The sequence below is a fragment of the Paraburkholderia domus genome, assembly GCF_905220705.1.
In the GTDB taxonomy this organism is placed as follows: domain Bacteria; phylum Pseudomonadota; class Gammaproteobacteria; order Burkholderiales; family Burkholderiaceae; genus Paraburkholderia; species Paraburkholderia domus.
The window spans coordinates 119229-136579 of record NZ_CAJNAT010000007.1; the positions used below are offsets into that span (position 1 = coordinate 119229).

Consider the following 17351-nt stretch of genomic DNA (forward strand, 5'->3'; position numbering starts at 1 on the left):
TGAGCCAATACGCGACGCGTTATGCGTCGCCACCGGATGCAGCCAGTCGACACGCGGCGGCCGCGTGAACGGCGCCGTGCTTCGACCAAGTCTTTCAGAACCCGGCTGCCAGCCCGTCGCGACGGCTGTCGCTCGCCGCCACATAGCCACGGTCCGGATCGTCACGATCGAGTTTCCAGATGTACTGGCCGGAGCCGAAGTCCATGTACGGATCGTCGACCGATTTGATCGTGTGGCCCAGCTTCTGCAGTGCTGCGGCGGTCTTTGGATCGAGCGTCGATTCGATGTCGATCGTGAAGTCGCGGTTGACCTTCCAGCGCGGCGCATCGCAGGCGGCCTGCGGTTGCTGACCGTAGTCGAGCATCCGCACGATCGATTGCAGGTGGCCTTGCGGCTGCATATCGCCGCCCATCACGCCGAAGCTCATCACCGCTTCCTGTTTGCCGTCCACCTGCTGCGTCAGGAACGACGGGATGATGGTATGGAACGGCCGCTTGCCGCCTTCCACCACGTTCGGCGACTTCGGGTCCATCGAGAATCCGCAGCCGCGGTTCTGCATCGCGATGCCGCTATCGGGCACCACGATGCCCGAGCCGAAGCCCATGTAGTTTGACTGGATGAAGCTGACCATCATGCCGCGCTCGTCCGCGACCGACATGTAGATCGTGCCGCCGGCCTTCGGCATGCCAAAGTCGAATTGCGTGGCGCGCTTATGGTCGATCAGTTTGGCGCGCGACGTGAGGTACGCGTCGTCGAGCATCTGCTCAGGTGTGACGTCCATCGAACGCGGATCGGCGACATAGCGGTAGACGTCGGCGAACGCCAGCTTCATCGCTTCAATCTGCAAATGCTGCGACTCGACGTTGTCGACGGCCAGCTCTTTCACGTCGAACTTTTCGAGGATGCCTAGCGCGATCAGCGCCGCGATACCCTGGCCGTTCGGCGGAATTTCATGCACGGTGTAGCCGCGATAATCCTTGCCGATCGGTTCGACCCAATCCGCGCGGTAGTTGCGCAAGTCGTCGAGCGTTAATGCGCCGCCGCCTTCACGCGCAAACGCGGCAATCTGTTCGGCGATCTCGCCTTCGTAATACGCACGCGGGCCCTGCTCGGCAAGCTTGCGCAGCGTCTTCGCGTGACCCGGAAAGCGCACCAATTCGCTGACTTCCGGCGCGCGGCCGCGCGGCATGAAAGTTTGCGCGAAGCCCGGCAGGTCCTTCAGTTCCGGCACGGCGGCCGCCCATTTGTAAGCAACGATGCTCGCCACCGCATGGCCACGCTCGGCGATTTCGATCGCCGGCTCCATCAGATCGGCGAACGGCAGCGAGCCGAATTTCTGATGCAGCGCTTCCCAGCCGGCGATCACGCCAGGCACGGTCACGGCGTCCCAACCGCGTTTGGGCTGCTTCGCAAGACCGTTTTCCTCACCGTACTTGCGCTTGAAGTAATCGACGTTCCAGGCCGCCGGCGAGACGCCCGACGCGTTCAGGCCATGCAGCTTCGTGCCGTCCCACACCAACGCGAAGGCGTCACCGCCGAGGCCGCACGACACCGGCTCGACCACCGTAATGGCGGCAGCCGCCGCAATCGCCGCGTCGACGGCATTGCCGCCTTTCCACAGCATGCGCAGGCCGGCTTGCGCGGCGAGCGGATGCGAAGTCGAAACGATGTTGCGCGCGAATACGGGCAGACGCGGCGTCGGGTAGGGGTTTTGCCAGTTGAAGCCAGTCATGTCGAACACTCTCGGAAGCGTGGTCCGGCGCGTTCTCGAACGCCGGAAACCATGGAAAACGGATAAAACGTGGAACCATGGATTGCAGCGCGATCTGGCACAAAAAACAAATTCATTTATCAAATGAATAAATGCACAAATGACCTGAATGGGTCGCCGCACGGTCGTCCTGGATCGGAACCGTGACGCACGAGTTGGCAGACAAGACGTGCGATGGTCTTACAATACGCTCACCCTCGTTCACGCATCACCCGCTTCCGGCACAGCGTATCGCGCCGGTGACGGGCAGCGCCGATAAAAATCCACGACCCGAGACACATGACCCGAGACCCCCGCCTGACTCTCAATGCCCGGCAACAGGAACTGCTGGAGTGGGTGCAACGCGACGGCTTCGTGACCGTGGACGACCTCGCGGCCCACTTCGACGTGACGCCGCAGACGATCCGCCGCGACGTCAACTGGCTCGCCGACATGAACCTGCTGCGCCGCTATCACGGCGGCGCCAGTCTGCCGACCAGCTCCGAGAACGTCTCATACACGGCACGTCAGCGGATGTTCCACGAAGAAAAGCGGCGCATTGCGGCGCTAGTGGCCACTCACATTCCCGACCAGGCGTCCCTCTTCATCAATCTCGGCACGACCACCGAAGAAGTCGCACGCGCGCTCAACCGGCATCGCGGCCTGCGGGTGATCACCAACAACCTGAACGTCGCCAGCATGATGAGCGGCTATCAGGAATGCGAAGTGCTGGTGACGGGCGGCATCGTTCGGCCGTGGGACAAGGGCATCGTCGGCGAACTCGCGATCGATTTCATCCGCCAGTTCAAGGTGGACTTCGCGATCATCGGTACGTCGAGCATTGAAACGGATGGCACGCTGCGCGATTTCGATACCCGCGAAGTACGTGTGGCCGAGGCGATCATTCAGCATGCGCGCACGGTATTTCTCGCGGCCGACAACTCCAAATTCGGCCGACCGGCGCTCGTCCGCCAGGGTCACCTGGATCAGATCGACGCGCTTTTCACCGACGCCGCACCGCCCGCCGAGATGAACGAAACGCTCGCTGCCGCCAATTGCCAGGTGTATGTCGCCGAGTGATCCAGGCGTCTTCAGCCATGTTGCAGTGCACGCGAAACTTCGCGTGAAATCAAGGATCTGGCCGCTGATCCAAACCGCCTCTGCGGACCCCAATTGTCAAAGGGAAAATTTACTGGGGCCCCATTGGTGTTTATCCGGCGGTTGACTACACTCCAGTTCCCCGGCGTCCGTTCCGCGTTACGCGGAGTGCCGGTAGCGTGAACCTGTCGTGATAGCCGTACCTCCCGCCTGATCCTCTAGCGGACTTCACTGGCATGAGCCAGTCGCCGAAAAGGCCGTCCGCGTAAGCTTGACATGGAGAGAACGATGCTGAGTCCGCATGAATTCGCCACGTTGTTGCTCGTCAAGGACGCCCCCAATCAAGTCGATATGGAGCGAGAAGAACTCGACGCCCTGCTGGAACGCCAGCTTGTGCAACTCGAACGGCTCGCGTCGGGCAACGAACAATGGCGCGTGACCGAAACCGGCGACAGCGCACTCCGGGCCATCAAGCGTTTCTCATAGCACGTTGAGTTTCAAAGCCGACGACCGGCAGCATAGCGGCGGGTTGCGCTGCGGTGACTTCGCGCGCGCACTCGTCTTTTTAAAGCTGCCGCGTATTCTTTTGCCTCAAGCCATGCTGCCGCTCAAACGGCCGCTTTGTTGTGTCCAATTCATTTACACAGTAAATTGACGCGACGGACTTTCTACCTTCGCGCATGCCAAAAACGCTCTCCTCCGACGACATCCAGCAATTCCGCGAAACCATGCGGCGTGTGGCCGAGAATGCGTTCGCCACGCGCGGCGCGCAAGGCGTGACGATGCGCGAACTGGCGAAGGAACTGGGTTGCAGTGCGATGACGCCCTATCGCTACTTCCGCGACAAGGACGAGATTCTTGCGATGGTCCGCGCCGCGGCGTTCAACCGCTTTGCGGCACGGCTCGAAGCGGCGGCGAACCAAGCTCCCGAGACCGACCGCTCTGCCGTCAGCGACGCCTACGTAGCGTTCGCGCTGGACGAGCCGCATGCCTACCGCCTGATGTTCGATCTGACGCAGCAGGACGGTGCTTACCCTGAACTCAGCGCCGCATCGCACCGCGCCTGGCGCATGCTCGGGGCGCACTTCGCGAAGCTCGTTGCCGCGGGCATTCTGGAAGGCGATCCGCAATTGATCGGCTACGCCTACTGGGCCAGCCTGCACGGCTTCACCATGCTGGCACTCGCCAATCAGTTGCCTTTGCCCCAGGCGCAACAAGCCGCCGGGAGCAACGCACCGACGCGCGAGGCCGTGTTCGCGCAGATTCGCCGGATGTTGTGGCGCGGGGCCCAGCCGCAGCGCGGCTAGGCCGGGTTAGCCCGGGTTTAGCCAGTCAACTCACCACACGCGAATGCCCTGGCGGGAAGCCCCGCGCGAAAGGAGCACAGCGCGACGCTCAGCCCGCGCGCAAGGTCGGATCGGCCGCCGCGCGCCAGCTCAATGCTTTGGCTCGCTGATCGGTGAAGAACGTCACCCACTGATTACGCACTTGCGGGTCGGCACTCGTCCCCAGGCTCGTGTAATGCTGCGCAAGCGACGCCTGGAACGCGCAGAAATCGTCCTTCGACAACTTCCCACGCCGATTCGCCACGTACGCGTCGAACAGCGTTGCGTAGACGCCTTGCGCGTCGTTGCCGTAATCGACCGTCTGGGCACTGCACATCTGCTGCAACGATGCGAACGAGGGCGCTCCCATCGTTCCGTTCAAGCTCGGCGAGCTGACGCATCCCGTCAGGAGCGCAGCGGCGCCGATCATCCAAAGTCCACGCATGAATTCACCTCGAAATGGCTGCTGCCGAGAGTATCGTCCGTGGCCGCGCGTTACGCCACCACCTTAGCCAAGCGCTAGAGGGGTGTCTAAGAAAACCGAACTTTACTTTTTCGAATATGTTCATTAAAGTTCGCAAACGAACACTATCGGTTCGATAGATTTTCCAAACCGTTTTCCAGATACGACGCAGGGGACACAGCAGGTGACGCAAGGCTCGAGATACGATTTGCTCGTCGTGGGCGGCGGGATCAACGGCGCAGGCATCGCACGCGATGCGGCGGGCCGCGGCCTGTCGGTGCTGCTCTGCGAACAGGACGATCTGGCGGCACATACGTCGTCGGCCAGTACCAAGCTGATTCACGGCGGCCTGCGGTACCTCGAGTACCGCGAATTCGGGCTGGTGCGCAAAGCCCTGCAGGAGCGCGAAACGCTGTTGCGCGCGGCGCCGCACATCATGTGGCCGCTGCGTTTCGTGATGCCGCACATGCCGGATCTGCGCCCGGCCTGGCTGATCCGCGCAGGGCTGTTCCTTTACGATCACCTCGCCAAACGCGAACTGCTGCCTGGCTCGCGCGGCATCGTGATGCGCAATCATCCTGCTGGCGCGCCGCTGGTCGACTCGATCAAGCGCGGTTTCGTGTATTCGGACGGTTGGGTCAATGACGCGCGTCTGGTCGTGCTGAACGCTCTGGATGCTGAGGAACACGGCGCAAAGATTCTCACGCGCACCAAGTTGCTCAGCGCGGTGCGCGCCGGCGGCGAATGGCGCGCGCAACTCAAGCGCGCGGACGGCACGATCCTCGACGTACGCGCTGCCTCGATTGCGAATGCGGCCGGCCCGTGGGTCGGCGAATTGCTGCATGGCGCGCTCGGCCGGGAAGCGACGCACAGCGTGCGCCTCGTGAAAGGCAGCCATATCGTCACGCGCCGTATGTTCGAACACGATCACGCGTACATCTTCCAGAATCCGGACAAGCGGATCATCTTCGCGATTCCGTACGAACACGATTACACGTTGATCGGCACGACGGACCTCGAATATCACGGCGATCCGTCGCAAGTGGCGATCAACGCCGACGAAACACAGTACCTGTGCGACTCGATCAATCGCTATTTCAAGCAGAAGATCTCGCCGCAAGACGTGCGCTGGACCTACTCGGGCGTGCGTCCGCTGCTCGAGGAAGAAGGCGCGGACAACCCCTCGGCCGTCACGCGCGATTACTCGCTCGAACTCGACGCGCCTGCCGGCGAAGCACCGCTTCTGTCCGTGTTCGGCGGCAAGATCACAACGTTCCGCAAGCTGGCGGAAGAAGCCGTCGACAAACTCGCGCACGCGTTGCATAAAGGCACGCCTTCGTGGACGGCCGGTGCGCCGTTGCCCGGTGGCGATATTCCGCAAGCCAACTTCGAGCGCTTCCTCGTCGGCTTCAAGCAACAGAATGCCTGGCTGCCCGCCGATCTGGCTCACCGCCTCGCTCGTGCGTACGGCACACGAGTGAAGCATGTGATCGGCAACGCGCGCTCGGTGGCCGACCTCGGCCGCGCTTTCGCGCCGGGTCTCTACGAGGCCGAACTCACTTACCTGCGCGACACCGAATGGGCGCGCAGCGCGCAGGACGTGCTGTGGCGCCGCTCGAAACTCGGCCTGCACGTCGAACCGGGCACGCTCGATTCGATCACACACGATATCGACGCGTGGTTCGCCCGCGAGCCGTTCCGACAGAGCGCGTAGTTAAGCCGCTCAGTTAAGCCTTCTATTTAAGCCACTTAGCCGGACCGCATAGCCAACCTATTCCAACGCGGCCCGTCTACGTGGATGAACACGCATGAACCGAATCGATTTTCACCCCTCGGCTACTGACAAAGCCGGGACGCACAACCCCAAGCTGTTGCAGCCCGCTTAAAACAACAAGCCGTTCCCGTCGCCGGCCAGCAGTCCAGCGATTCATAAAACACATGGAGAAGAGACAATGCAGGATCAGTACATCCTCGCGCTTGACCAAGGCACCACCAGCTCCCGCGCGATGCTGTTCGACCGGCTCGGCAACGTCGTGTCGACCGCTCAAAAAGAATTCCAGCAGATCTATCCGCGTCCGGGTTGGGTCGAACACGACCCGCAGGAAATCTGGTCGACGCAGGCCGGTGTAGCAGCCGAAGCCGTCACGCGCGCCGGTATGAACGGCACCTCGATCGCCGCGATCGGCATTACCAATCAGCGTGAGACCACCATCGTGTGGGACCGCGAAACCGGCCACCCCATTTATAACGCGATCGTCTGGCAAGACCGCCGCACCGCCGACTTCTGCGACCAGCTCAAAGAGCAAGGTCTCGAAGAAAAAGTCCGCGCGAAAACCGGTCTGCCGATCGACTCGTACTTCTCGGCGACCAAGATCCGCTGGATTCTCGACAACGTCGAAGGCGCACGCGAAAAGGCGAAGCAAGGCCGCCTCGCTTTCGGCACGGTGGATAGCTGGCTGGTGTGGAATTTCACCAAGGGCGGTCTGCACGTCACCGACGTGACCAACGCGTCGCGCACGATGCTGTTCAACATCCACACGCTGAAGTGGGACGACGAACTGCTCGAAGCGATGGATATTCCGCGCAACATGCTGCCGGAAGTGCGTGCGTCGTCGGAAGTGTACGGGCCGACCAAGACCACCGTGTTCGCCTCCAAGATTCCGCTCGCCGGCATTGCAGGCGATCAGCATGCGGCCCTGTTCGGTCAGATGTGTACGCAGTCGGGCATGGTGAAGAACACCTACGGCACAGGCTGCTTCCTCGTGATGAACACCGGCGACAAGCCGATCGAATCGAAGAACAATCTCGTCACCACGATCGCCTGGCAGATCGGCGACCAGATCAACTACGCACTCGAAGGCAGCATCTTCATTGGCGGCGCCGTGGTGCAATGGCTGCGCGACGGCCTCGGCATCATCAAGAACGCCGCTGAAATCGAAACGCTGGCGGGCAGCGTGCCGCATACCGACGGCGTGTATCTGGTGCCCGCGTTTGCCGGCCTCGGCGCGCCGCACTGGAACGCCCGTGCTCGCGGCACGATGTTTGGTGTAACGCGTGGCACGACTTCGGCGCACATCGCCCGCGCCGCACTCGACTCGATCGCCTATCAATCGCTCGACGTGCTGAAAGCGATGGAGGCCGACTCCGGCATTCGCATTGGCGAATTGCGCGTGGACGGCGGTGCTTGCGCGAACAATCTGCTGATGCAATTCCAGGCGGATATTCTCGGCGTCGACGCAGTGCGTCCGAAAGTATCGGAGACGACCGCATTGGGCGCAGCGTATCTGGCCGGTCTCGCGGTCGGCTACTGGAAAGACGTCAACGAGTTGCAAAGCCAGTGGGCGCTCGACCGCCGTTTCACGCCTGCTCTGCCGCACGCCGATGTCAAGGAATGCCTCGACGGCTGGAAGCGCGCGATCCGCGCCGCGAAGGCCTGGGCCGACACGCCCTGATTGCTGTCCATCGGTTCCATAAGACACCTTTCGACATAACGAAGCCGCTTATCCCGCGGCTTCCCTAACAACTATATTTCGGATAACCAACCATGTCTCCTTACATTGCGGAATTCATCGGCACCGCGCTGCTGGTGCTGCTCGGCAACGGCGCGGTCGCCAACGTGCTGCTCGCGCGCACCAAAGGCAAAGGCGCGGACCTGATCGTAATCGTGATGGGCTGGGCGATGGCCGTGTTCATCGCCGTGTACGTCACGGCGTCGTACAGCGGCGCGCACCTGAATCCGGTGGTGACGATCAGCCTCGCGCTGGCAGGCAAATTCGCGTGGGCGAAAGTCCCGGGCTACATCGCGGCGCAGATGCTCGGCGGGATGGCAGGCGCCCTGCTCGTGTGGCTCGCGTATCGTCAGCACTTCAACAAAGAGGGCGATGCCGACGTGAAGCTCGGCGTGTTCTGCACGTCGCCAGCCATTCGCAGCGTGCCGCATAACCTGCTCACCGAAATGATCGCGACTTTCGTGCTGATTCTCGGCGTGCTGTATCTGGCTTCGCCGCAGGTCGGCCTGGGCGCGCTCGACGCACTGCCGGTCGGCTTGCTGGTGCTCGGCATCGGCATTTCGCTCGGCGGCCCGACCGGTTACGCGATGAGCCCCGCGCGCGACCTGTCACCGCGTCTGATGCACGCGCTGCTGCCGATTCCGGGCAAGCGCGACAGCGACTGGCGTTATTCGTGGATTCCGGTATGCGGTCCGTTGCTGGGCGGCGCGGCGGCAACGGGCTTGTATCTGTACCTGCACGCGCACTGATCCTGCCGCGCGCATAGGACGCACATTGGGCGCACCAAAGGCACACTAAGGGCGCAAATAAGCGTCGACGGAAAGCGATGGCGCCGCGCACGCGGCGCCAAAGCACGTATCATGATGCTTTCAATCTCAGCGCATGAGCTTGCAGTTGCCTTGCCCGCGCGCCTCTCGCTTTCCGTTTTAAAGCATGATCGACCACCTCATCTGTGACTGCGACGGCGTGCTCGTCGACAGCGAAATCATCGCTGACCGCGTGATGCTCGAAACGCTGTCCGCCACCTTCCCCGGCCTCGACTTCGAACCCGTCGTCAAAACGGCGTTCGGCCAGCAGACCTCGCGCTTCCTTGAAGGTATCGAGAAGTCGTTCGATATCACGCTGCCCGCCGATTTCTTCAATACGATCGAACACAATGTCGAGCTCGCGCTCACAGCGTCGCTCAGCCCGATCAACGGTGTGCGCGACGCATTGCAGCGCGTGACGCTGCCGGCCGCAGTCGTGTCGAACAGCCGGATGGCGCGCGTGAATGCGTCGGTGCGGCGCGCGGGCTTGCAGCAGATTTTTGGCGAACGGATTTTCAGCGCCGAACAGGTGGCGCGGCCAAAGCCTTTTCCAGACGTGTATCTGTTCGCTGCGAAGACGCTGGGTGTGGAGCCTTCGCGATGCATCGTCGTGGAAGATAGCGTGGCCGGTTTGAATGCGGCGCGTGCGGCGGGCATGAAGACGATTGCCTTCGTGGGTGCGAGCCATATCCCCGACGGTTATGCGGATGCGCTGCGCAAGATGGGGATGACGCGCATCATGAAGCATATGGATGAACTGCCGGCGCTGGTCGAAGCTGGCGTGCGCGGTGAGTTTGGCGACGTGCAGTCTTAACGGGCGCAACAATAAAAAAACCGGCTGCGATAGCCGGCTTCAGACTGGTGACTAACCGCACACCACTAAGGCATTAAACCTCGTCGGCCACGCATTCGCGTGCCGTCGCCAGCGCCTGGCGAAATTCCACCAGCTCGGCGATCGTCAGCATCGGCAGATTGTGTTGCGCAGCGAAACGCTCCACATGCGCGCCGCGCGTCATCGTGCCGTCCGCGTTCATCAACTCGCACAGCACGCCGGCCGGCTTCAGACCCGCGAGAATCGCCAGATCCACCGTGCCTTCGGTGTGGCCACGGCGCGCGAGCACACCGCCCGGCTGCGCGCGCAGCGGAAACACGTGACCAGGGCGCACGATATCGGCAGGCTTCGCCTTATCGTTGATCGCAGCACGAATCGTCGTCACGCGATCGAGTGCGGACACGCCGGTGGTCACACCGTCGCGGGCTTCGATCGAGACCGTGAACGCGGTGCCATGACGGCTTTCGTTGTTGACGGCCATCGGCGGCAATTCGAGTGCGCGAATCTTGTCGTCAGGCAGGCACAGGCAGACGATGCCGCTGCACTCGCGGATCAGCAAGGCCATGGTTTCGACGGAAAGACGCTCAGCGGAGACGATCAGATCGGCTTCATTCTCGCGGTCGTGATCGTCTTGCAGGACGACAGCACGGCCATCACGCATGGCTTGCAAAGCGGCAGCGATACGCGGCGGAACTGGCTCGGTGGCGAGCAGGGGGAGGTCAAGTGATGCGCTATCCGCAATCACCGACGGAGCAGGAAAAGTAGCAAAGGACATAGTTGAAACGCTCATCGCAAAAGTTGGGCGAGAAACGTTTCAGGGCATTGCAAACAGACAAAGACGCGCCGTTGAACGCCGCGCAAAGCGACGCTCGCGCACCGCTCCAACCGCTAGCGGCGCCACGGAAACGAACATGACTATCTGCACATCTTCTTCCATCCGGACTCTAACCGTCGGCTCTGGCTTCTCACCAGATCTGCTGACCCCACTGTGCTTTCGATACGCTGAAAGCTGAACGAAGCGGGCGCTCGCGGGCTCACCGGCTCACGCTTTCGCGCTGCCGGCATACCGCCGGTGGGGAATTTCGCCCCGCCCTGAAGACGCACTGATTGCCGGATTGACCGGCTGCCAAAGAATACAACAGTCGCGCGGAACCTGCAGCGCAACCCCTACTGACTAGACGGACATCTCGGCTTTGCAGCCTAACTTCACAGCCCATCCGCCTGAAAAAACCTCATCCGTCAAACCGGCGCGGCCTGGCGTGCCAAATCGTGCGGCGCCGGCACGTCCCAGCGCGGCGGCGTTTCCGCCTTCAGCGTCACGCGAAACGCGCGCGCTTCGGTATCACCGGGATTGCGCAAGCTGTGCGGCTGGTCGGCGTCGAACACGATCGCGTCGCCCGTTGCCAGCAACTGACGCTGGTCGTGCACGCTGACTTCCAGCGTGCCTTCGCTCACCACCAGGTTCACCGTGGTGCCCGGCGCGCGGCGTGTGCCGGCCTCGGTATGTAAGGGCGCGATACGCAGCTCGTGAAACTCGGCGGCGGTCGGCTCGGCGTCGGGATAAAGCGGCCGGGCCGAGTAGCGCCCATTCGAACTGACGACACGCGACGAACGTTCCGCCGGCAAATGCTCAAAGCCGTTGGTCGCATGACGCCGCAAAAACGCCGCCACCGATACCTTCAACGCCGATGCAACCTTGCACAGCACCTTGATCGACGGCACGCTGCGCGCCGACTCGATCTGCGCGAGCATGGCTCGCGAGACACCCGAGGCACGGGCCAAGGCATCGAGCGAAAGTTGGCGCTCGGCGCGCAAACGGGCGAGATTCACGCCGACCAGATGTTCGAGCGCATCGAAGGGTTCAGCGGCACGCGACGACGCAACGGTGTCAGCCGTGGGATCGCGAACCAGCGCAAGCGGGGAATGCATGATTGCCTCCAGGAGCGCCGCCGGACGGCGGGCAAGCGGTTAGTGGAAGCAAGATAGCATCGCGGCTTGCCGCGCCCAACGAAGTTATCTTCACACTGTTATCAGCATTGCGGAGGACGATTCTCGCAAAGCTTGTGCGAATTTTTCATATCGGCGTGTTCGGGCTCAGATGCGCTCGAACATCGAACACGCCCACGCACTCATGCCCATCCGGGAATATCTGCCGCGCCCGGGCATACTCAGGCCCGCTGCGCGACGGCCGACACCGGCGCATCCCTACGCGCCGCGAACCACGTCAGCAGCAACGCCGCCACGCTGACCGCCGCCGCAACCCACGGCAGCGTATCGAGCGAATGACCGTGATTGATCACCAGACCGCCGAGCCACGCGCCGCCCGCATTGCCCAAGTTGAACGCACCGATGTTCAACGTCGAAGCCAGATTCGGCGCCGCAGCGGCCTTCTCGACCACGCGCATCTGCAACGGCGGCACCGTGGCGAACGCCGCAATGCCCCACACAAAAATGGTGATCGCCGCGGCGACCTGCGAATGACTGGTGCGCGCGAAGATCGCCATCACCACCGCGAGCGCCACCAGAATGCCCATCAGCGAGGGCATCAGCGCGCGGTCCGCGAGCTTGCCGCCCACGGTATTGCCGATCGTGAGACCCACACCGAACAGCACCAGAATCAACGTCACGCCACGCGGCGAGAAACCGCTGACCTGCTCGAGAATCGGCGCGATATAGGTGAACACGACAAACACACCGCCGAAGCCGAGCACGGTCATCGCGAGCGCCGTCCAGACTTGCGGGTCCTTCAACACGCGTACTTCATGGCCCAAACCGACCGGGCCGGAATCATGACGATTCGGCACCAGCAGCGACACACCCGCGAGCGACAGCACCCCAAACGCGCTGACGATCCAGAACGCCGCACGCCAGCCGAATTCCTGGCCGACGAAAGTGCCAAACGGCACGCCGAGCACGTTCGCGAGCGTCAAGCCGGTGAACATCAGCGCAATCGCGCTGGCCCGCTTTTCAGCCGGCACGAGCGAAGTCGCCACCACCGCACCGATCCCGAAGAACGAGCCATGCGCGAACGACGTCACTACCCGCGCGATCATCAGCACGGAATAGCTGGACGCAATTGCGCACAGCGTATTGCCGACGATGAACACGCCCATCAGCAACTGCAACGCGAGCTTGCGCGGCATCTTGCTGGTGACCACTGCGAGCAACGGCGCACCGACCGCGACGCCGAGCGCATAGCCGCTCACCAGCAAACCAGCCGACGGAATCGACACGGCCAGATCGCGCGCGACGTCGGGCAGCAAGCCCATGATCACGAACTCGGTCGTGCCGATCGCGAAAGCGCTGATCGCTAGCGCCAGTAATGGAATGGGCATTTTTCTACTCCAGGTTTTAAAGTTGAGCGTGTTTGCGGTGGGCGTGGCGCAGCGCCGTCACGAATTCGATGACCACACCCGGCGCGAGCGCGACAAACAGTTGCAACTCGGCTTGCTGCGGACCCATCTGCGGCACTTCGGCGAGCTGATAAGGCATCTCCGCCGCATACAAGCGTTGCAACAGCGCCTGCCATTCGTCGGCGCTCTCCAGCCGGAAGGCGATATGGTCGATGCGCGGCGCCGCCCTTCCCGTCTGGGCGGGCGCTGTCGCATCAATCAGATGAATCACCGGGCGGCCGCTTGCATACAGCCAATAGCCATCGACCGAAAACGGCGGACGCGCGCCCTCCGTCAGCCCGGCGACGTCGACGAAGAAATGTCGCGCGGTCTCGAGGTCGGCGGTGACGATGGTTGCGTGATCGAGTTGCATGGCGTGGGCTGCACAGAATACAAAGGGTTTACGAGGAGTGCATTGTGAGCGGAACACGTCAATTTGATAATTGGCGTAGCATTTGAAGCATTTTCAAATTATTTTGAAAGATCGCCATGGATAACCTCGGTGACATCCGCCTGTTCGTCGAAGCCGCGCAGCAAGGCAGCCTCTCGGCGGCGGGCCGCAAGATGGGCCTGACGCCGGCCGCCGCCAGCGCGCGCCTAGCCAAACTCGAAGCCGGCCTGAAAGCGCGATTGTTCGAGCGCACCACCCGTCAGTTGAGACTCACGGACGAAGGCCGCCTTTATCTGAACTGTTGCCGCCAGGCGCTGCAATCGCTCGACGACGCCGAAGCCGCGCTGCAGGCCGGCCAGGGCGTCGTGCGCGGCAAGGTGCGCATCTCGGCAACCTCCGACTTTGGCCGCAATCTGCTGATGCACTGGCTCGACGAATTCAACGCGCTCTACCCGGAAGTCACGTTCGCGCTGACGCTATCGGACTCGCTGTCGAATCTGGTGCAGGAGGACATCGATCTGGCGATTCGCTTCGGCGTGCCGCAAGACAGCTCGCTTGTCGCCCGCAAGCTGGCGCAGAACCGGCGGGTGCTGTGCGCGTCGCCGGAGTACATCGCACGCAAGGGTGAGCCAAAGGACCCGCACGATCTGGCGAATTTCGACTGCATCGTGCTCGGCACCGCATCCGGCCCGGTCAATGAATGGCGCTTCACACGCGGCGACGAGGTACAGCACTACACCGTGCCATGCGAAACCTCCCGTGAAACCAACGATGGCGCCGTGGCCCGCGAATGGGCGCGGCGCGGCTATGGGATCGTCATCAAGTCGATGTGGGACGTGGAAGCGGACTTGCGGGGCGACTGCCTGAAAATCCTGCTGCCCGAATGGCGCTATCCGGACGCGCCCTTGCACGCGCTCTACCACCGCAACCGTTTCATGGCGCCGCGCGTGCGCGTGCTGCTGGATTTCCTGAGCGAACGCTTCGCGCAGGTGTCGGACGAACTGGAAGGCCTGCTGGGCTTGCCGCCGGAGCGCTCACGTGCAATGGCCGCGGCAGAAGCCGCACCCGAGGAAGGGCTATAATATTGAGCTACGCTGCAAACGTGCATTGAAATGCGGACCGAAATCGGTCCAAGCGGGTTCAAGCAGGCCCAAGCGCCGCCCCGTGGCCCGTCCGCACGTTTTCACCCCTCTTCACCTTTTAAATGACGCCCCCAGGTTAACCACTGCGACCGGCGAAAATCGATGACCAAGAAAGTTTATGTAAAGACCTACGGCTGCCAGATGAACGAGTACGACTCCGACAAGATGGTCGACGTACTCGGTGCGGCTGAAGGCCTCGTCAAGACCGACACCCCAGAAGACGCGGACGTCATTCTCTTCAATACCTGCTCGGTGCGCGAAAAAGCGCAGGAGAAAGTCTTCTCCGAACTCGGCCGTGTGCGCGAACTGAAAGAAGCGAATCCGAATCTGATCATCGGCGTGGGCGGTTGCGTGGCGAGCCAGGAAGGCGCGTCGATCGTAGCGCGAGCACCGTATGTCGATCTGGTGTTCGGCCCGCAAACGCTGCACCGTCTGCCGCAAATGATCGACAAGCGCCGCGAAAGCGGCCGCGCTCAGGTCGACATCTCGTTCCCGGAAATCGAAAAGTTCGATCACCTGCCGCCGGCGCGCGTCGATGGCGCAAGCGCGTTCGTCTCGATCATGGAAGGCTGCAGCAAGTACTGCAGCTACTGCGTCGTGCCGTACACGCGCGGTGAAGAAGTGTCGCGTCCGCTGGACGACGTGCTGACCGAAATCGCCGGTCTCGCCGACCAGGGCGTGCGTGAAGTGACCCTGCTCGGTCAGAACGTGAATGCTTATCGGGCCGGTATCACGCTCGGTTCGACCGAAATCGCCGACTTCGCTCAGCTGATCGAATACGTCGCGGATATACCGGGCATCGAACGGATTCGCTACACCACGTCGCATCCGAAGGAATTCACGCAGCGCCTGATCGACACCTACGCCAAGGTGCCGAAGCTCGTCAGCCACCTGCATCTGCCGGTGCAGCACGGCTCCGACCGCATCCTGATGGCGATGAAGCGCGGCTACACCGTGCTCGAATACAAGTCCGTGATCCGCAAGCTGCGCGCGATCCGCCCTGACCTGTCATTGTCGACCGATATGATCGTCGGCTTCCCTGGTGAGACGGAAGAAGACTTCGACAAGATGATGGCGTTGATCCACGAGATGAAGTACGACACCAGCTTCTCGTTCATCTATAGCCCGCGTCCCGGCACGCCCGCCGCAAATCTGCACGACGACACGCCGCACGAAGTGAAGCTCAAGCGTCTGTACCATCTGCAGGCTACGATCGAGGAAAACGTGCAGCGCATCAGCGATTCGATGGTAGGCAAGGTCGAACGGATTCTGGTCGAACGTCCCGCGCGCAAGGACCCGAACGAACTCGCTGGCCGCACCGAAAACAACCGTGTGGTGAATTTCCCGGCGCCGATCGCGTCGCACGCGCGGCTGATCGGCCAGATGGTGGACGTGAAAATCGTCCATGCGTACCCACATTCGTTGCGTGGCGAACTCGTGCTGGTGCACGACGACGCGCCCGCAACCACCCACTGAGCGACGCCCGCCCGGCGTCACGAACCCGACAGGATCGATCCTCCGCCTTGAAGACCACTCAGCAGCATCTGGAATTCACCGCACCGCGCGACGACAACGCGCGGCTCGCCAACCTCTGCGGACCGCTCGACGAGAATCTGCGGCAGATCGAGCAGGCGCTCGACGTGACGCTGCAACGCCGTGGCCACCGCATCACGATTCGCGGGCGCGGCGCGAAACTCGCGCTCACCGCGCTCGAAAGGTTCTACGACAATTCGCAGAAGCCACTGTCGGTCGACGACATTCAGCTCGCGCTGGTTGAAGTGCGTCAGCCGACACGCCATCGCGCGAACGGCAACGGCCATGGCGCGGAAGCGGCAGACCCGCGCTTTCCGGGCAATCCGGATCACCCGTTCGACCAGCCCGCCGACAGCGGCGACGACGACCTCGAAGAACTCGGCCCGAAGCTGTACACACGACGCGCCGATCTGCGCGGCCGTACACCGATGCAACGCGAGTATCTGAAGCAGATCATTTCGCACGACGTGACGTTCGGCATCGGTCCGGCGGGGACAGGCAAGACGTATCTCGCGGTAGCTTGCGCGGTGGACGCGCTGGAGCGTGATCAGGTCAAACGCATCGTGCTGACGCGCCCGGCCGTCGAAGCGGGCGAACGCCTCGGCTTTCTGCCGGGCGATCTGGCGCAGAAGGTCGATCCGTATCTGCGTCCTTTGTATGACGCGCTGTACGACCTGCTCGGCTTCGACAAGACCGCCAAGATGTTCGAGCGGCAGATGATCGAAATCGCGCCGCTCGCGTACATGCGCGGCCGCACGCTGAATCACGCGTTCATCATCCTCGACGAGGCGCAGAACACCACGCCCGAACAGATGAAAATGTTCCTCACGCGGATCGGCTTCGGCTCGAAGGCCGTGGTCACCGGCGACACGACCCAGGTCGACTTGCCGCGCGGTCACAAGAGCGGGCTGATCGAAGCGCAGCAGGTGCTGGCGGACGTGCGCGGCATTGCGCTCACGCGCTTCACGAGCGCCGACGTGGTGCGGCATCCGCTGGTCGCGCGAATTGTGGAGGCGTACGATGCGCATTCGCAGAAAACCGCCAATCCGGCGGATTCTCGTTAATCAGCGACGTTAAATTGCGTCGCTTATTTGCCTTAATTCCCACTGG

16 protein-coding genes and 1 riboswitch are annotated in these 17351 nt (G+C 62.4%); of the genes, 10 read left to right on the forward strand and 6 right to left on the reverse strand.

The genetic code is table 11. The features are described from left to right. Positions 1–94: 94 nt before the first annotated feature. Entirely contained in the window at positions 95–1732 is a 1638-nt protein-coding gene (gene ggt / locus KHO31_RS15330) for a gamma-glutamyltransferase (RefSeq protein WP_211623670.1), read from the reverse strand. A gap of 318 nt (positions 1733–2050) precedes the next feature. Between ggt and KHO31_RS15335 the strand changes: the two genes are divergently transcribed. From KHO31_RS15335 to KHO31_RS15345, 3 genes are all read left to right on the forward strand, one after another. Then, on the forward strand, positions 2051–2830 hold the full coding sequence (locus KHO31_RS15335) for a DeoR/GlpR family DNA-binding transcription regulator (RefSeq protein WP_211623671.1): 780 nt from the start codon (positions 2051–2053) through the stop codon (positions 2828–2830). Positions 2831–3136: 306 nt separating this feature from the next. Continuing rightward, positions 3137–3334 (forward strand): hypothetical protein, encoded by a 198-nt coding sequence (locus KHO31_RS15340; protein ID WP_054034465.1) that lies wholly within the window; start codon positions 3137–3139, stop codon positions 3332–3334. A gap of 194 nt (positions 3335–3528) precedes the next feature. Beyond that, complete coding sequence (locus KHO31_RS15345; RefSeq protein ID WP_211623672.1) at positions 3529–4155, forward strand: TetR/AcrR family transcriptional regulator; 627 nt, start codon at positions 3529–3531, stop codon at positions 4153–4155. An 88-nt stretch (positions 4156–4243) separates the two neighbouring features. On the opposite strand, the gene KHO31_RS15350 is transcribed toward KHO31_RS15345, so the two are convergent. Beyond that, the gene (locus tag KHO31_RS15350; RefSeq protein ID WP_201076528.1) at positions 4244–4618 is read right to left on the reverse strand and encodes a hypothetical protein; all 375 of its coding nucleotides are present in this window, start codon (positions 4616–4618) and stop codon (positions 4244–4246) included. Positions 4619–4820: 202 nt separating this feature from the next. On the opposite strand from KHO31_RS15350, the gene glpD reads away from it, so the two are divergent. The 4 genes from glpD (at position 4821) to KHO31_RS15370 (ending at position 9765) form a co-directional block, all read left to right on the forward strand. Next, complete coding sequence (gene glpD / locus KHO31_RS15355; protein WP_201076529.1) at positions 4821–6350, forward strand: glycerol-3-phosphate dehydrogenase; 1530 nt, start codon at positions 4821–4823, stop codon at positions 6348–6350. A 238-nt stretch (positions 6351–6588) separates the two neighbouring features. Next, entirely contained in the window at positions 6589–8088 is a 1500-nt protein-coding gene (gene glpK, locus KHO31_RS15360) for a glycerol kinase GlpK (protein ID WP_201076530.1), read from the forward strand. Positions 8089–8180: 92 nt separating this feature from the next. Then, on the forward strand, positions 8181–8894 hold the full coding sequence (locus KHO31_RS15365) for an MIP/aquaporin family protein (protein WP_097390367.1): 714 nt from the start codon (positions 8181–8183) through the stop codon (positions 8892–8894). Positions 8895–9078: 184 nt separating this feature from the next. After that, on the forward strand, positions 9079–9765 hold the full coding sequence (locus tag KHO31_RS15370) for an HAD family hydrolase (RefSeq protein WP_201076532.1): 687 nt from the start codon (positions 9079–9081) through the stop codon (positions 9763–9765). Between the two features lie 73 nt (positions 9766–9838). On the opposite strand, the gene ribB is transcribed toward KHO31_RS15370, so the two are convergent. From ribB to KHO31_RS15390, 4 genes are all read right to left on the reverse strand, one after another. Continuing rightward, a complete protein-coding gene (ribB, locus tag KHO31_RS15375) occupies positions 9839–10558 on the reverse strand; it encodes a 3,4-dihydroxy-2-butanone-4-phosphate synthase (protein ID WP_201076533.1) in 720 nt (239 codons plus the stop codon). A 146-nt stretch (positions 10559–10704) separates the two neighbouring features. Continuing rightward, positions 10705–10887: riboswitch (FMN riboswitch) on the reverse strand. A 135-nt stretch (positions 10888–11022) separates the two neighbouring features. Then, complete coding sequence (locus KHO31_RS15380) at positions 11023–11712, reverse strand: helix-turn-helix domain-containing protein (RefSeq protein WP_201076535.1); 690 nt, start codon at positions 11710–11712, stop codon at positions 11023–11025. 239 nt (positions 11713–11951) lie between these two features. After that, positions 11952–13118: an MFS transporter gene (locus tag KHO31_RS15385; protein ID WP_201076537.1), complete on the reverse strand. Its 1167-nt coding sequence runs from the start codon at positions 13116–13118 to the stop codon at positions 11952–11954. 16 nt (positions 13119–13134) lie between these two features. Then, the gene (locus KHO31_RS15390) at positions 13135–13548 is read right to left on the reverse strand and encodes a VOC family protein (protein WP_201076540.1); all 414 of its coding nucleotides are present in this window, start codon (positions 13546–13548) and stop codon (positions 13135–13137) included. 116 nt (positions 13549–13664) lie between these two features. Between KHO31_RS15390 and KHO31_RS15395 the strand changes: the two genes are divergently transcribed. From KHO31_RS15395 to KHO31_RS15405, 3 genes are all read left to right on the forward strand, one after another. Next, positions 13665–14648, forward strand: a complete 984-nt coding sequence (locus KHO31_RS15395; protein ID WP_201076542.1) for a LysR family transcriptional regulator — start codon at positions 13665–13667, stop codon at positions 14646–14648. A 162-nt stretch (positions 14649–14810) separates the two neighbouring features. Beyond that, positions 14811–16184, forward strand: a complete 1374-nt coding sequence (miaB, locus tag KHO31_RS15400; protein WP_201076544.1) for a tRNA (N6-isopentenyl adenosine(37)-C2)-methylthiotransferase MiaB — start codon at positions 14811–14813, stop codon at positions 16182–16184. Between the two features lie 47 nt (positions 16185–16231). Further along, positions 16232–17305 (forward strand): PhoH family protein, encoded by a 1074-nt coding sequence (locus KHO31_RS15405; RefSeq protein WP_201076546.1) that lies wholly within the window; start codon positions 16232–16234, stop codon positions 17303–17305. Positions 17306–17351: the final 46 nt, after the last annotated feature.

Excerpts from the sequence above, each read along its gene's own strand:
- ggt (WP_211623670.1), bottom strand. The coding sequence starts at position 1,732 with ATGACTGGCTTCAACTGGCAAAACCCCTACCCGACGCCGCGTCTGCCC.
- KHO31_RS15335 (WP_211623671.1), top strand. The coding sequence starts at position 2,051 with ATGACCCGAGACCCCCGCCTGACTCTCAATGCCCGGCAACAGGAACTG.
- KHO31_RS15340 (WP_054034465.1), top strand. The coding sequence starts at position 3,137 with ATGCTGAGTCCGCATGAATTCGCCACGTTGTTGCTCGTCAAGGACGCC.
- KHO31_RS15345 (WP_211623672.1), top strand. The coding sequence starts at position 3,529 with ATGCCAAAAACGCTCTCCTCCGACGACATCCAGCAATTCCGCGAAACC.
- KHO31_RS15350 (WP_201076528.1), bottom strand. The coding sequence starts at position 4,618 with ATGCGTGGACTTTGGATGATCGGCGCCGCTGCGCTCCTGACGGGATGC.
- glpK (WP_201076530.1), top strand. The coding sequence starts at position 6,589 with ATGCAGGATCAGTACATCCTCGCGCTTGACCAAGGCACCACCAGCTCC.
- KHO31_RS15365 (WP_097390367.1), top strand. The coding sequence starts at position 8,181 with ATGTCTCCTTACATTGCGGAATTCATCGGCACCGCGCTGCTGGTGCTG.
- KHO31_RS15370 (WP_201076532.1), top strand. The coding sequence starts at position 9,079 with ATGATCGACCACCTCATCTGTGACTGCGACGGCGTGCTCGTCGACAGC.
- ribB (WP_201076533.1), bottom strand. The coding sequence starts at position 10,558 with ATGTCCTTTGCTACTTTTCCTGCTCCGTCGGTGATTGCGGATAGCGCA.
- KHO31_RS15380 (WP_201076535.1), bottom strand. The coding sequence starts at position 11,712 with ATGCATTCCCCGCTTGCGCTGGTTCGCGATCCCACGGCTGACACCGTT.
- KHO31_RS15385 (WP_201076537.1), bottom strand. The coding sequence starts at position 13,118 with ATGCCCATTCCATTACTGGCGCTAGCGATCAGCGCTTTCGCGATCGGC.
- KHO31_RS15390 (WP_201076540.1), bottom strand. The coding sequence starts at position 13,548 with ATGCAACTCGATCACGCAACCATCGTCACCGCCGACCTCGAGACCGCG.
- KHO31_RS15395 (WP_201076542.1), top strand. The coding sequence starts at position 13,665 with ATGGATAACCTCGGTGACATCCGCCTGTTCGTCGAAGCCGCGCAGCAA.
- miaB (WP_201076544.1), top strand. The coding sequence starts at position 14,811 with ATGACCAAGAAAGTTTATGTAAAGACCTACGGCTGCCAGATGAACGAG.